Below are 15422 nucleotides of genomic sequence, written 5' to 3'. Positions count from 1 at the left end.
CTGTGAAGCCGATCGGCGATCATGTACGGTGAGCCCCAGCCGTATCCCCCCAAACGGCCTGGAGTCAGCAGTGCCGCACATGTCCCGCCGTCAGGTGCTCTCCCTCGTCCCCGCCGCCGGCCTGCTGGCCGTGGCCGCCCCGGCCCGCGCCGCCGCAGCCGGTCCAGCCGCCGTGTCAGGAGCCGTGGCAGAAGCCGCGTCAGGAGCCGTGCAGGCCGTCGATCACGGACGCCTGCTCGCCAACACCGTCGCCATCCTCGCCGGCACCCCCGAGGTCAACGCCCGGCCGGAGGTGGCGGGCAAGCTCACCGCCATCGTCAACGCCGCCAGGCAACGGCTGACCGCCATGGACCAGGCGGGCGACGGCGAGCTGTTCGCCGGTCTGGCGCTCGGCGCCGACGACGTCAACCTCCGCCTGGCCTACCAGTACCTGTACGAGATCACCCTGGCCACCCGCACCCCCGGCAGCGCGCTGGAGGGCGACGCCACCGCCGCGCGGCGCGCCGCCGACGGCCTGGCCTGGCTGCACGAGCGGTACTTCGGCGACCAGTCGGCCGGCTACTACGGCAACTGGCACAACTGGGAGATCGCCATCCCCACCCACGTCAGCAGGACCCTCGCCCTGCTGCCCGACGAGCTGCGCGGCGACCTCACCCCGCCCTACCTCGCCTCGATGGACGCCTACCTGCGCAACGGCAAGGACGGCGACGTCGATCTCGACTCCCGCTTCCACACCGGCGCGAACCTGGCCGACATCACCGCCAACCGCATCCTGCAGGGCGCGCTCACCGGCGACGACGCCCGGGTCGCCAAGGCGATCAGCGACCAGTCGACGGTCTTCGCCACGATCGACCCGTACGACCTGCGGCACGGGAACACCGACGGCTACTACGCCGACGGCTCCTTCATCCAGCACCACTCGGTCGCCTACACCGGCTCGTACGGCCGCGCCCTGCTGACCCGCGTGGTCCAGACGCTCAACATGCTCCAGGGCGCCACGACCGGGTTCGCCGACCTGCCGGCCGTGGTGTACCGGTGGATCAGCGACGGCTTCGCCCCGCTGATCTTCGAGGGCTGGATGATGGAGATCGTCAAGGGGCGCGCGGTCTCGCGCACCACCAGCGGCTACACCGACCTCAACGTGATCGTGGAGGCCATCGCCGACCTGGCCGAGCACGTCGATGACCCGCTGCCGCTGAAGAAGTACCTGCGGTTCCTGCCGGCCGCCGACACCTCGGCGTTCGTCTCGCCGGGCGGCATCGCCCGCTACGCCGCCGTCCGCGCCGACGCGTCCGTCCCCGCCGCCGACCTCAACCCGGCCGCGCGGTCGGTGGCGTTCAACGCGATGGACCGCACCGTGCACCGCCGCCCCGGCTACGCGTTCGCGCTGGCGCGCAGCTCGGAGCGGATCAGCAAGTACGAGTACATGAGCGGCGAGAACCTCATGCCCTGGTTCCAGGGCGACGGCGCCTACTACCTCTACCTGTCGGGCGAGGACCAGCGGGAGGTCTACGGGGTCGACTACTACACGACCGTGTCGCCGTACCGGCTGGCCGGGATCACCGCGCCGGCGGAGGAGCGGCGGACGATCCCCGAGCTGTACGGGCGCCTGTGGTACGAGAACCCCGGCCACCCGCTGAACTTCACGTCCTCGTCGGAGTCGCAGAACACCTACGTGTACTTCCCGCGCGGCGAGAACGCCTTCTCCGGCGGGGCCACGCTCGGCGCGTACGGCGTGGCGGGCATGGTGCAGTCCGACGACGTGGCCTACACCGCCAAGCAGGAGGGCCTGCTGCCCGACGACTTCGTGGCCTACCGCAACGCGCGCGCCACCAAGTCGTGGTTCATGTTCGACGACGAGATCGTGGTGCTGGCGGCCGGCATCTCAGGGCAGGACGGGCGCGACGTGGTGACCACCGTCGACAGCCGCATCGCCGCGCCGGGCGACGCGGTCGCGCTCACCGGCGAACGCTGGGACGGGCGCGCCTGGCAGGCCGGCGGCGCGGCCACGCCCCTGCGGTGGCTGCGGTACGCCAACGGCACCCGGGGCACCGCCGTCGGCTACGCCTTCCTCGCCAGGCGGCCGGTCGCGGCGGGGCTGGAGACGGTCACCCGCAGCCGCAGGGTCGTCAGGACCGGCAACCCCGACACGGCCGTCACCAAGAACGTGTTCACCGCCACCGTCGCGGGCGACGACGCGCTGGCGTACGCGCTGGTCCCCCACGCCACCGAGGCCGCGCTGCGCCGCTACGCCCGCGGCCCGGTCAGCGTCGTGGCCAACACCCGCGACGTGCAGGCCGTCCGGCACGAGGGGCTCGGCATCACCGCCTGCACCGTCTTCGCGAAGGGGCCGCGCCTGGCCGGCCGCCTGCTCGTGGACGGCCCGGCCGCGCTCATCGTGCGGGAGTCGGGCAAGCGCACCGAGGTCGCCCTGTCCGACCCGACGATGCAGCGCGACCACGTCTCGGTGCTCGTGCCCGGCCGGCCGCTGCGGGTGTCGGAGGCCGGCGAGGGCGTCACCGTACGCCGCGTGCCGGGCGGCACCCTCGTCCGGGCGACGACCCGGCACGCCTACGGCCGGACGTTCACCGCCACCCTTCACTGAGTGCGGTCCAGGAAGGCCGCCACGAGCGGGGCGATCTCCGCGACGTGTGTCTCCAGCGCGAAGTGCCCGGTGTCGAACAGGTGCAGCTCGGCATCGGGCAGGTCGCGCAGGTACGCGCGGGCGCCCGCCTCGGTGAAGAACGGGTCGTGCTCGCCCCACACGATGAGGGCGGGCGGCGTGTGCCTGCGCAGCCACGTTTGCCAGCGGTCGTAGCTCTCGACGTTGGTGTGGTAGTCGAACAGCAGCGCCGCCTGGGCGTCCCCGCGGCCCGGCCGCTCCAGGAAGTGGTGGTCGAGCGTCCAGCCGTCCGGAGCCACCAGGGCCTGGTCGGGGACGCCGGTGACGTACTGGGCGCGGACGGCGTCCAGGGTCAGCTCGGCGCGCACGCGCTGCTCGCCGCCCGGCGTGTCCGGGCGCTGTGAGAGCAGCTCGATCGCGGCGGCCGACAGGCCGTCCACGTAGGCGTTGCCGTTCTGGACGATCAGGCCGGCGATCCACTCGGGATTGCGCTCGGCGACGCGGAAACCGACCGGGGCGCCGAAGTCGAAGACGTACAGGGCGAAGCGGGTCAGGCCGAGCGCGCGGACGAAGCCCTCGGTGAGGTCGGCGAGCCGGTCGAAGGTGTACGTGTAGCCGGCCGGGGCCTCGGTGTGGCCGGAGCCCGGGTGGTCGGGGGCGATGAGCCGGTAGCGGGAGGCGAGCCGGTCGAACAGGCCGCGGTACTGGTGCGAGGCCGACGGGAAGCCGTGCAACAGCAGCAGGACGGGCGCGTCGGCGCGGTCCGGCAGGGACTCGCGGTAGAAGACGCGGACTCCGTCGACGTCGACGTGGCGGTGGGCGGTGCGGGCTGGTGCAGTCATTTCTAATGCCTTCCTTCGTGCTCGATGCATTAGATACAACCTGGGCGCTTCCTAATGTGTCAAATCCGTCGAGTAGCATTAGGGGCATGAGCGATCCCGGTCCCCTGGTCGGCGAGCCCCTCGCGCTCGACCTCGTCAACACCCGCAACGCCGACGGCGACCACCTGACCACGCCGCAGGACCTGCGCAGGTGGCTGGACCTGGAGGCCGCCCGATTCCCCGGCGTCCGGAACCTCGCGGTCTCCGACGCCGACCTCGCCGCCGTTCGCGAGGTGCGCGAGCACACGGCTCGGGCGCTGGAGTGTGCACGGCGGGGCGAGCAACCGCCCCAGGAGGCCCTCGACGCGCTCAACCGCGCCCAGCGCGCCGCGCCCGCCATCACCGAGCTGGCCTGGGACGGCGGCGCGGTGACCGCCGCCCGGCGGCGAGACGGCTCGGCGGCCGACCGGCTGGCGGCCTGGCTCGCCGAGGCGGCGGCCGAGTTGCTGACCGACCCGGCGGTCACCACCGTCCGCGCGTGCGAGGCGGACGACTGCGTGACGCTGTTCCTGCCCGCACACCCCCGCCGGCGCTGGTGCGCCGCCGCCCGCTGCGGCAACCGGGTGCGCGTCGCCCGCCATTACCAGCGGCAGAAATCCACCGGGGAAAAGTGAGAGAGCGCTCTCTTGACAGGAGCACTCACCTTGCCGGAAGGTTTCCGTAAACCCACCCCCGTGGATCCGATGAGGTAACCCACGTGACTCCTCCGCCCCCCTGAAGGGAGCGGCTTCTCGCTAAGCCGCTTCCGCAGCCTGGCGAAGGGCAAGCCCTGCCCTCAGAATGTTGCCCGCCGCGTTCACGTCGGGCGTGCGCGGCATGCCCGCACGCCCTGCTGCACCGTCCCGGCCGACACCGCGCCGGCCGGGGCCACGAAGCAGGACCGCGACCACAGCATGGGCAACGGGAACGCACATGGCCGAACTCGGCACGCAGCTGGTGGAAGGTGAAGCTTTTGATCCGGCCGGCCACGTACACGCGCGACGAAACGGAGAACTCTCATGTGCAGACCGGGCAGGTCACTGCACGCCCAGGCCTTAACGGCCCTCCCGCTCCCGATACCCCCCTCGCCTAAAGGCGACGACCCCCTCAGGAGAGTCTGATGGCACGCACCCCCCGTTCCAGAATGCTGCTCGCCATCGGTACCGCCCTCGCCGCGATCGCCGCTCTGGTCGCTCCCATGACCGGCACCGCGAGCGCCGCACCCGCCCCAGGCCCGCTCGTCTGGTCCGACGAGTTCGACGGCCCCGCCGGCAGCGCCGTCGACTCCTCGAAGTGGCGCTTCGACATCGGCGGTGGCGGCTGGGGCAACAACGAGCACCAGTACTACACCGACAGCACCCGCAACGCCGCCAAGGACGGCAACGGCAACCTGGTGATCACCGCCCGCCGCGAGAACCCGGCCAACTACCAGTGCCACTACGGCACCTGCCAGTACACCTCCGCCCGCCTGCTCACCGCCGCCACCTTCACCCGCACGTACGGGCGGTTCGAGGCGCGCATGAAACTGCCGCGCGGGCAGGGCATCTGGCCGGCCTTCTGGATGCTCGGCGGCACGTCGGGCTGGCCGGACAACGGCGAGATCGACATCATGGAGAACATCGGCCGCGAGCCGAACACCGTCCACGGCACCATCCACGGCCCCGGCTACAGCGGGGGCGGCGGCATCGGCGCCGGCTACACGATCGGCGCCCCGTTCGCCGACGCCTTCCACACCTTCGCCGTCGACTGGTCGCCGAACCTCATCGTCTGGTATGTAGACGGCGTCGAATACCAGCGCCGCACCCCCGCCGACCTGGGCGGCAACCGCTGGGTCTTCGACCACCCGTTCTTCATGATCATGAACGTGGCGGTCGGCGGCAACTGGCCCGGCTACCCCGACGGCAGCACCACGTTCCCGCAGACCCTGACCGTGGACTACGTCCGCGTCTACGCCCCGCCGGCCACAGGCGGCGGCCAGATCAGCGGCATCGGCGGCAAGTGCGTCGACGTGGCCGGCGCCGCCACCGCCAACGGCACCCCTGTCCAGCTCTGGGACTGCAACGGCACCGGCGCCCAGAGCTGGAGCTGGAACAGCGACGGCTCGGTCCGCGCGCTCGGCAAGTGCATGGACGTGACCGCCGGCTCCACCGCGAACGGCGCGAAGGTGCAGCTCTACGACTGCAACGGCACCGGCGCGCAACGCTGGACCTACAACTCCGGCACCGGCCAGATCGTCAACCCGCAGTCGGGCAGGTGCCTCGACGCCACCGACGTCAGCTCCGCGAACGGCACCCGCCTGCAGATCTGGGACTGCTCCGGCGGCACCAACCAACGCTGGACCCGCACCTGACCTTCACCCTGGCCCTTCACCCTGACCTCTCACCCTGACCCGCGGGAGCCCGCACGCGTACCCCCGTGCGGGCTCCCGCATCGACCAGCCGCCGCACGCCCACCCGAGCCGCCGCCTGCCATTCCTTCCGCCCGCCGAAACACCGTCCCGACGGGCGTTGGTCCTCACCGGCCGCAACCAATTCCCTCTCGCGTTGCGGGAGAGCGCGTTCTCCGTCGAGACGTCTGCCGTGCGGAAAAGGCTTTTGTGCGGGACCGGGCCGGGCCGGGGGCGGATGATCGGGTCATACGATGGGGAGGTGGCTCCGACTTCCCCGCGCGCGTCCCGTGACGCGGCCGTACCCAGCATCAGGGACGTCGCCGCAGCGGCGGGAGTGTCGTACCAGACGGTCTCACGGGTGCTCAACGACTCGCCCAGGGTGCGCCCCGAGACCCGCGCCACCGTCCTCGCCGCCATCGAGCAGCTCGGCTTCCGTCCCAGCCGCACGGCGCGCGCGCTGAGCCTCGGCCGGGCGCGCGGCATCACCGTGGTCACCTCCGACACCGTCCTCTACGGCTACGCCGCCACCCTCCAGGGCATCGAGGAGGCGGCCCGCGCGGCCGGGATGTCCGTGGGCGTGCGGGTCGTGGAGTCGGCGGAGCCGGCCGAGGTGCGGCAGGCCGTCGAATACGTCAGTGACGCCAGCGCCGGAGCCGTGGTGGTGATCGCCTTCGACACGACCGGCGTCGCGGTGCTGGAGGCGCTGCCGGCCCACGTACCGGCGGTGGCGGTGGCCGAGCCGGCCGCGCCCGACCGTGGCAGGGTCGCGATCGCGCTGGACGAGCGGGGCGCCGCGGCCGACGCCACCCGGCACCTGCTCGACCTGGGCCACCGCACGGTGCACCACGTGGCGATCCCGTCCGAGGGCGGGCAGGGCGGCCGCCTGGCCGGTTGGCGCGACGCGCTGCACGCGGCGGGGGCCGCCGTCCCCGAGGTGCTGGGCTGCGGGTGGGACATCGCCTCCGCGTACGCGGCCGGGCGCGAGCTCGCCGCCGACCCGCGGGTCACGGCCATCCTGTGCGGCAACGACGACATCGCGCAGGGGGTGCGGCGGGCGCTGTACGACGCGGGCAAGGACGTGCCAGGCCACGTCAGCGTCGTCGGCTTCGACGACATCCCCGGCGCCGCCTACTGGACGCCCGCGCTGACCACCGTACGCATGGACTTCCCAGGGCTGGGCCGCGCCTGCTTCGACGCCGCCATGGCCGAGCTCTCCGGCCACCCCCAGCCGGCCCCTCGCCTGGTCCCTCCGGCCCTGATGATCCGCGAGTCCACCGCCCCACCCCCGCCCGCCTGACGCGGCCTCCCCCGAAACACGCCCGCCCCCCGGCCGTCTGAGGCGGGGCTTGCTCGAAACACCCATGTAACGATCCGGCGAAGAAGGCTTTCGCCGGAGGCATGTGACCGTTCACACTGGCGAGCATGTGACCGGTCACATGCCGGCCGGATCCGTGGAATGCCCGAAAGAGAGAGCTTGCATGCCTGCTGACGTCGTGGAGACCCTGCGCTGGGGCCATTCGGGGCTCGCGCTCGCGCTGGAAATCCATCCGGATCGCCCGGTGACGCTGCGCGAGCTGTCGCCTGGCCAGGCGGCGGCGCCCACGCGGACGTCCCAGCCCGTCGTGGAGGTGCTGGTGCCGGCCGAGGGCCGGGCGCGCGCCTCGCAGCGGCTGTCGGAGACGGCGGTGGGCCTCAGGTTGCGGTACGCGGGCGCGGACCGCTCGTCGCACGACGGCCGACACGAGCTGCGGGTGCGGCTGCGGGACGAGGCGTCGGAGCTGGGCGCCGAGCTGCTGCTGGAGTCCTACGACGGCGTGCCCGCGATGCGGGCGTCGGTCCGGGTGACGAACCTGGGCACGACCCCGGTGCCGCTGCTGGCGGTGACCTCGTTCGCGGCCGGCTTCCACGACGGTCCGGCGAGCGACCTCGACGTCCTGTACGCCGACAGCGCCTGGCTGGGCGAGAGCCGCTGGACCCGGCGCCCGCTCGCCGGCCACCTGCCCGACCTGGGCCTGGAGGGGCACGGCCACGGCCGGGGCGCGTTCGCGCTGACCAGTTCGGGCACGTGGTCGAGCGGCCGGTACGTCCCGATGGGCGGCCTGTCCGAGCGCGGCTCAGGACGTACGTGGCTGTGGCAGATCGAGCACAACGGCCCCTGGCGCTGGGAGGTCGGCGACCGGCTGGACGGCGTCTACGCCGCCCTGTCCGGCCCCACCGACCTCGACCACCAGTGGAGTCACCCGCTCGCGCCCGGCGAGTCGTTCACCACGGTGCCGGTCTCGGTGGCGGTGTCGGCCGACGGCCTGACGGGCGCGGCGGCGGCGCTGACCGCGCACCGGCGCGCGTCGCGGCGGCCCCACCCGGACCGGGAGCGGCTGCCGGTCGTGTTCAACGACTACATGAACACGCTGATGGGCGACCCGACGACGGACAAGCTGCTCCCGCTCGTGGACGCCGCCGCCGCGGCGGGCGCCGAGGTGTTCTGCGTGGACGCCGGCTGGTACGACGACGGCGGCGACTGGTGGGACAGCGTCGGCGAGTGGCGTCCGTCGAGCACCCGGTTCCCCGGCGGCATCGAGGAGGTGCTGGCCCGCATCGGCGAGCGCGGCATGACGGCCGGGTTGTGGCTGGAGCCCGAGGTGATCGGAGTGCGCAGCCCGATGGCCGGGAAGCTGCCGGACGAGGCGTTCCTGCGGCGCGGCGGCGTACGGGTGGCCGAGCACGGCCGCTACCACCTCGACCTGCGCCATCCCGCCGCCGTCGCGCACCTGGACCAGGTGGTGGACCGGCTGGTCACGGAGCTGGGAGTGGGCTACTTCAAGCTCGACTACAACATCAACCCGGGCGCGGGCACCGACGTGGACGCGCCCAGCGCCGGTGCCGGGCTGCTCGCGCACAACCGGGCCCACCTGGCCTGGCTGGAGTCGGTCCTCGACCGCCATCCGCACCTGGTGCTGGAGAACTGCGCGTCCGGCGCGATGCGGATGGACTACGCGATGCTCTCGCGCCTGCAGCTGCAGTCGACCAGCGACCAGCAGGACTTCCTGCGCTATCCGCCGATCGCGGCCGCCGCTCCCCTGTCGGTGCTGCCCGAGCAGGCCGCCAACTGGGCGTACCCGCAGCCGGACATGACCGAGGAGGAGGTGGTGTTCGCGATGTGCACCGGGATTCTCGGCCGCCTCTACCTGTCGGGCAACCTGCACCTCATGGACGAGCGCCGGCTCGCCCTGGTCAGGGAGGGCGTGGCGGTGCACGGCCGGCTGCGCCCTGTGCTGCCGCGCGCCACCGCGTGCTGGCCGCTCGGCCTGCCCGGCTGGGACGATCCCTGGCTCGCCTTCGGCCTCCGCGACACGGCCCATCCAGACAACGCCCGCTCGACCGGCGCCGCCTCAAGCGCCACTACCCCGACCGGCGCCACCCCGACTGGCGCCAACCGGACCGACGCCGCCCCGACCGCCGGCTCCTCGGTTGACGACCTTTACCTGACCGTCTGGCGGCGGCCAGGGGCGCCGGACGGCACCGTGCTCTCCCTCCCCCACCTGCGCGGACGCGACCTGGAGACCACGGTCGCCTACCCGGAGGCGGCCGAGGGCTGGCGGCTCGCCTGGGATCCGGGGGCCGCCGAGCTGACCGTCACGGCGGACGTACCGCCGCCCACCGCCCGCATCCTGCACCTCCGCCCCCGCTAGTCCCCCAGAACCGGCCGACAGCGTGACGAGACCGAAGGACGTTATCGTGCGAACCGCCCCCCGTACCGCGATCATGGTCGCGGCAGGCGCCCTCCTGGCGCTGACCGCCTGCAGCGATCCCGCCGCCGGACCGGCGGCCACCGCCGGGGCCGCCCCGGCCACCTGGCCCGACCCGAGTGCCCGCCTGGACGGGGTGACGCTCACCATCTGGGCGGCCCAGAACAGCACCACCGTCCCCAAGGCGGTCACCGACGCCTTCTCCCAGGCCACCGGGGCCAAGGTGGAGGTCGTCACCGTCCCCGACCCGTACGAGCAGGGCGTGCAGACCAAGGTCGCCACGGGCGACAAGCCGGACCTGGCGTTCTGGCAGCCGACGGCGTCGATGCTGACCGCGCTGAACGCCCGCGCCAACCTGCAGCCGCTGGACGGCGCCCCGTGGATCGAGAAGCTCTCGCCCGAGCTGCGCGACATCACCGGGATCCTGGACAGCACGCGGTACGCGGCGCTCATCACCAGCCCCGCCGTCGAGGGCGTCTACTACAACAAGGAGGTCTTCGCGGCCAACGGCGTGAAGGAGCCGCCGAAGACGTTCGACGAGATGGTGGAGCTGGCCCGCACGCTCAAGGGCAAGGGCGTCACCCCGTTCTTCGAGATGGCCGGCGACAAGTGGGCCACCCAGTGGTGGGTGCAGGTCCAGCTCGCCGACGCCGCCAGGGACGGCCTGTGGGAGCGGATCAACACCGGCAAGGAGACGTTCGAGGACAAGACGGTCCTGGACGCGATCAAGACCTACAAGGGGCTGATCGACGAGGGGCTGTTCAACGCCGACATCAAGACGGCGACGTTCGAGGACCAGGGCGAGGCGCTGCTGTCGGGCAAGGCGGCGATGGCGGTGCAGGTCAACTCGTTCTTCGGGCAGCTCCAGGCCAAGGCCGACACGGCCGAGCTGGACGAGAAGATCGGCTTCTTCCCGATCTCGCCGTCCGGCAACGTGGGCACGTCGATCCCCGACCAGTCGAACGCGCTGGTGGCCTTCCGCACCGGTGACGAGAAGCGGGAGGCGGCGGCGCGGCAGCTGCTGGCGTACTGGATGGGGCCGGGCTACGGCACGTTCGTCGCCGACCGCAAGACCGTGTCGCTGCGTCCTGACGTGCCGACGCCCGACGGGGTGCCGCAGGCGCTGAAGGACGTGCACGCCTCGCTCGGCGCGTCGGTCGGGTCGATGCAGTCGCTCGCGGTCGCGAACCCCGACCTGTATCTCAACCTGGCCGACATGATCACCGGCAGCCTGACGCCCGAGCAGGTGGCCGCCGCCACCCAGAAGCAGTTCGCGCAGCTCGCCAAGGCCGCCGGCGCGCCCGGTTTCTGACCGGGGAGCAGCAGTGCTCATGACCAGAGAGCGGTCCGCCCAGGAGACGCGCCGCCCGCCCGCCGGGGCGGGCAGGAACCGCACGCACCCGATGTGGTTCCTCGTCCCGGCCTTCGCGATCCTGTTCGTCTTCTTCTTCCTGCCGACCCTGTTCAACTTCATCTACGCGTTCACCGACTGGTCGAGCTTCAAGAGCGAGATCCGTCCCGTGGGCCTGGACAACTTCGCCGCGCTGCTGTCGGACGGCACGCTGTTCGGCGCGCTGCGCGTCACCCTGATCTACGCGGTGCTGGTGGCGGTGTTCCAGAACCTGTTCGGCTTCGGCCTGGCGGTGCTGCTGGAGCGGGACACCTGGCTCAACAGGGCGGCCAGGGTGGTGTTCGTCATCCCGGTGCTGATGTCGGCGCTGGCGGTCGGCTACCTCTTCCAGGCCCTGCTCAAGCCCGACGGCAGCCTCAACGGGCTGCTGTCGGCGCTGACCGGGCAGCAGGTGGAGGTCGCCTGGCTGGGCAGCACCACGTGGACGCTGGCGCTGGCCGCCGTCATCCACGCGTGGAAGTGGATGGGCCTGTCGATGCTCATCTACCTGGCCGGGCTGAAGTCGGTGCCCGAGGACGTCGCGGAGGCGGCCCGCATGGACGGGGCCTCGCCGTGGCAGGCGTTCTGGGCGGTGCGCTTCCCGCTGCTGGCGCCGGCGATCACGTTCAACGTGGCCACCTCGCTCCTCGGCTCGATGAACGGCTTCGACATCGTGCAGGCGCTCACCGGCGGCGGCCCGGCCCGCAGCACCGAGATCCTCAACATCTTCATCTACCGCACCTTCGGTCAGGGCCTGTTCGCGCAGGCCACGACCATGAGCCTGGTGTTGTTCCTGATGGTGACGCTGCTGGCCTTCCCGGTGATCCGCATTCTGCGCAAGAGGGAGGAGATCCTGTGACGGCGCCTGTCTTCGGCGGTCCCGGCCGCGCGCGTGCCGCCCGCCCGCCGCACTCGCGGGGCCTGGCCGCCCGGCTGCGTCCCGTCGCGGTCGTCGTGCTCGTCCTGCTCGTGATGGGCGTGCCGCTGTGGCTGGTCGTGGTGACGGCGGGCAAGTCGCAGGCCGAGGCGCTCTCGCCGGACCTGTCCCTGCCGTCGAGCTGGCACCTGTGGGAGAACCTTACCCAGGTCTGGGAGCAGGGCGAGGTGCCGAAGGCGTTCCTCGGCAGCGTGCTGGTGGTGGCGCCGTCGGTGGCGCTGGTGCTGGCGCTGGGGTCGATGGCGTCGTGGATCCTCGCCCGCCGCGCCTCGCGGCTCGTCGCCGTGCTGTACGCGCTGGCCATCAGCGGCATCGTGCTGCCGCCCGCGGTGGTGACGATCGTGCTGCTGCTGCGCCAGCTCGGCCTGGCGGGCAGCCTGGTCGGGATGGTCGGGGTCTACGTCGGCATCTACCTGTCCACGGTGATCTTCTTCGTGACGGGCTTCGTGCGTACGGTGCCGCTGTCGCTGGAGGAGGCCGCCCGCATGGACGGCGCGGGCCCGCTGCGGGTGTTCTTCTCCGTCATCCTGCCGCTGCTGCGCCCGGTGCTCGCCACCGCGACCATCCTCATCTGCCTGTACGTCTGGAACGACGTCTTCTACGCCTTCTTCGTCATCGGCGGCCGGCTGGACACGCTGCCGCTCAACCTGTTCCAGGTGGCCAACGCCGGGCTGTACCTCAGCAACTGGCACCTGATCTTCGCCTACATCATCCTCATGAGCCTGCCGCTGCTGGTCGTGTTCGCCGTCGCCCAGCGCAGGATCATCTCCGGCATCACCGGCGGTGCCGTCAAGTAGCCCCCCGCTCATCAGGAGGTTGTTCCATGCCCAGACACCGGTTAGGACGGCACGCCCTCGCCTCCGCCGTCGCGGTCGTGACACTCGCCGCATTGACGTCGGCGCCGGCCACCGCAGCAGCACCTGACGTGGTCGCCGTGGACTTCGCGCAGCGCACCGGCCCCGTGCACGGCGGCGCGACCGGCGGTCTCTACGCGCTGTCCGACCCCGGCGTGCCGGGCGACAGCCTGGTGGCCGGCGCGCGTCCGCGTACGGTCGCGCAGAAGGCCCCGGACGGCGAGCAGCACCCCAACGGCGACGCGCTGGCCGTAGCCGACGGTTTCTTCGCCGCCGGCGGCGACGAGGTCGTCATCTACATGCAGGACGTCTACAGCCGCTGGCCGTACCAGGACCTCGGCATCGAGGACTACCTGGCCAAGGTCGAGACGATGGTGCGCAAGGTCGTCCGCGAGCGGCCCCGCGACAAGGACAGGTTCGTCTGGGTGCCGTTCAACGAGCCCGACTGGATCTGGTACGAGGACTGGGCCAGTCAGAAGGAGCGCTTCTTCTCCGACTGGAAGGCGGTGTTCGAGCGCATCCGCTCGATCGACCCGGATGCCCGCATCGTCGGCCCCAACGAGGCGTTCTACCGTCCGGAACGGCTGCGCGACTTCCTCACCTGGGCCAAGGAGACGCCCTGCGCCGGGCAGGACGACTGCCTGCCGGACATCATGGCCTGGCACGAGCTGCAGCGCGAGCGGCTCGCCGACTACCGCTCGCACTACGAGCACTACCGCGCGATGGAGCGCGAGCTCGGCATCGGCCCGCTGCCCATCAACATCGACGAGTACGGCAACCGCCGCGACATGTCGGTGCCCGGCCAGATGATCCAGTGGATCTCCCTGTTCGAGGACACCAAGGTGGACGCCGACATGGCGTACTGGACGTACGCCGGCAACCTCGGCGACCACGCGGTGCGCACCCGGCAGGCGAACGGCGGCTGGTGGCTGCTCAAGTGGTACGCGGACCTGACCGGCCAGACCGTCAAGGTGACCCCGCCGCGCCTGAACGCCGCCGACACCGTGCAGGCGGTCGCGGCGCTCGACGAGTCCGCGCGGCGCGGCACGATCCTGGTCGGCGGCGGCGCCGCGCCCGTCAGGCTGGACGTGTCCGGGCTCGACCGCCGCGTCTTCGGCGACCGGGTGGACGTCGTGGTGTCGAAGACGGCCTGGACCGGGTACGAGGGCGACGCGGCCGAGCCGCCGGTCGTCGCCGCGGCGCGGGCCAAGGTGTCGGGCGGCGCGATCACGGTGGACGTGCCGGGCGGTGACGTGATGGCGGCGTACCGGGTGACGGTCGTGCCGTCGAGCGGCCCCGCGCCCGCCGCGGACGCGCCATGGTCGGTGTCGATCGAGGCCGAGTCGGCCACCCTCACCGCCGCCCGCGTCTTCGACCAGGACACGACGGCCGACCCGCAGCTGTACGCCACGTCCGGCAAGCGCGACGTCGGCGGCATGAACCAGGACGATTCCGCGGTGACGTTCCCGGTCACCGTGCCTCGCGACGGGCGCTACCGGCTGGGCGTCTACCAGGGCACGAACAAGGCGCCCGGACGGCACGCGCTCTTCGTGGACGGCAAGCTCGACCGGATCGTCCAGTATTCGGCGGACCTCGGGTGGACCTACCGGGGCAGGACCGACGTCGAGATCGAGCTGAAGGCGGGCACGCACGAGCTGTCGCTGCGCACGAGCACCGATGACGGGACGCGGCTGCCGGGCAGCGACGTGACGCTCGACAAGTTCGACCTGACCGAGGTGCGCGGGCCGCATCGGGCGGTCCACGGGGCCGACGAGGCGCGGCTGTCCGGCGGCGCGCGGATCACCAGGGGCGGCAAGGGGCCGGCCGTGGTGCTGGGCGGCAAGGCGCGGGCGACGTACTTCGTGGCCGCGCGTGACGACGGCTACCACGACCTGACCTTCTCCTACCACGCCGGCGGGCGTGGTGACCTGCGGGTCTCCGTGGACGGGCGGGAGATCCCCGGCCTGCGCGCGACGCGGCCCGGTGAGGGCGCGTCGCGGGCGCGGGTCTACCTGCCTGCCGGGATCTCCAAGGTCGAGGTGGGCGGCCCGGCCGGGCTGGAGCTGCGCGCGCTGACCACGGTCAGGGCCACCGCGTCGGACGGGACCGTGCACCGGGTGGAGGCCGAGCGGGCGCCGCTCGGCGGGGCCGCGAAGGCGGTGACCGTCCCCGGCACGAGCGCGTCCAACGCCTCGGGCGGCGCGTACGTCACCGACCTGGGCGGCACCTCCGCCGGCACCCTCACCCTGGCCCGCCCCGACGGCTTCGGCCCCGGCGAGTACGTGCTGGTCGTCCGCTACGCCAACGCCGACAGGAACACCGGACACCCCTACAACACGGATGTGATCAGCCGGCACCTCGACATCACGGAAGCAGGAGGCACGACGGCGCGCGGCGTGTTCCGCCACAACTACGCCTGGGACGAGTTCTGGCCCCAGGCCACCCCGCTCACCCTCAAGACGGGTGACGGAGCACTGACCATCGGCAACGCCACCGCCCCGGGCCCGAACGTGGACCGCCTGGAGCTGGCCCGCCTGGTGGCCGAGGTCTCCAACCGCTGAGTCGGCAGCGGGAAAGCGCGCGCCGGGGCCCTCGGGCTCCGGCGCTCCCGGGGCCTTCCGGC

At 72.3% G+C, this 15422-nt stretch carries 10 protein-coding genes; 9 read left to right on the top strand and 1 reads right to left on the bottom strand.

All coding sequences use genetic code 11. The features are described from left to right. Nucleotides 1-79: 79 nt before the first annotated feature. Nucleotides 80-2605, top strand: a complete 2526-nt coding sequence (locus tag AB0K12_RS41355) for a polysaccharide lyase family 8 super-sandwich domain-containing protein (protein WP_364573488.1) — start codon at nucleotides 80-82, stop codon at nucleotides 2603-2605. Here AB0K12_RS41355 and AB0K12_RS41350 read toward each other — a convergent pair. Beyond that, nucleotides 2599-3465: an alpha/beta hydrolase gene (locus AB0K12_RS41350; RefSeq protein ID WP_364573486.1), complete on the bottom strand. Its 867-nt coding sequence runs from the start codon at nucleotides 3463-3465 to the stop codon at nucleotides 2599-2601. The genes AB0K12_RS41355 and AB0K12_RS41350 overlap by 7 nt on opposite strands. Nucleotides 3466-3551: 86 nt before the next feature. Here AB0K12_RS41350 and AB0K12_RS41345 point away from each other — a divergent pair, with 86 nt between their 5' ends. The 8 genes from AB0K12_RS41345 (at nucleotide 3552) to AB0K12_RS41310 (ending at nucleotide 15360) form a co-directional block, all read left to right on the top strand. Then, entirely contained in the window at nucleotides 3552-4118 is a 567-nt protein-coding gene (locus AB0K12_RS41345; protein ID WP_364573484.1) for an ABATE domain-containing protein, read from the top strand. A 485-nt stretch (nucleotides 4119-4603) separates the two neighbouring features. After that, entirely contained in the window at nucleotides 4604-5833 is a 1230-nt protein-coding gene (locus tag AB0K12_RS41340; protein ID WP_364573482.1) for a lectin, read from the top strand. A 298-nt stretch (nucleotides 5834-6131) separates the two neighbouring features. Next, nucleotides 6132-7169: a LacI family DNA-binding transcriptional regulator gene (locus tag AB0K12_RS41335; RefSeq protein ID WP_364573480.1), complete on the top strand. Its 1038-nt coding sequence runs from the start codon at nucleotides 6132-6134 to the stop codon at nucleotides 7167-7169. A gap of 181 nt (nucleotides 7170-7350) precedes the next feature. Then, nucleotides 7351-9561, top strand: coding sequence for an alpha-galactosidase (locus tag AB0K12_RS41330; RefSeq protein ID WP_364573478.1), 2211 nt, complete (start codon nucleotides 7351-7353; stop codon nucleotides 9559-9561). A 46-nt stretch (nucleotides 9562-9607) separates the two neighbouring features. After that, on the top strand, nucleotides 9608-10930 hold the full coding sequence (locus AB0K12_RS41325) for an ABC transporter substrate-binding protein (RefSeq protein WP_364573476.1): 1323 nt from the start codon (nucleotides 9608-9610) through the stop codon (nucleotides 10928-10930). Nucleotides 10931-10949: 19 nt separating this feature from the next. After that, nucleotides 10950-11867, top strand: coding sequence for a sugar ABC transporter permease (locus AB0K12_RS41320; RefSeq protein ID WP_364573474.1), 918 nt, complete (start codon nucleotides 10950-10952; stop codon nucleotides 11865-11867). Then, complete coding sequence (locus AB0K12_RS41315) at nucleotides 11864-12742, top strand: carbohydrate ABC transporter permease (protein WP_364573472.1); 879 nt, start codon at nucleotides 11864-11866, stop codon at nucleotides 12740-12742. Before AB0K12_RS41320 ends, AB0K12_RS41315 begins: the two co-directional genes overlap by 4 nt. A gap of 26 nt (nucleotides 12743-12768) precedes the next feature. Then, nucleotides 12769-15360 carry a hypothetical protein gene (locus AB0K12_RS41310; protein ID WP_364573470.1) on the top strand — a complete coding sequence of 864 codons (2592 nt, stop codon included), beginning with the start codon at nucleotides 12769-12771 and terminating at the stop codon, nucleotides 15358-15360. Nucleotides 15361-15422: the final 62 nt, after the last annotated feature.

It is taken from the genome of Nonomuraea sp. NPDC049419 (assembly GCF_040676995.1).
GTDB classification, from domain to species: Bacteria; Actinomycetota; Actinomycetes; order Streptosporangiales; family Streptosporangiaceae; genus Nonomuraea; species Nonomuraea salmonea.
The sequence above is the reverse complement of the archived record's forward strand: the minus strand, read 5'-3'. Positions and strand labels throughout refer to the sequence as shown.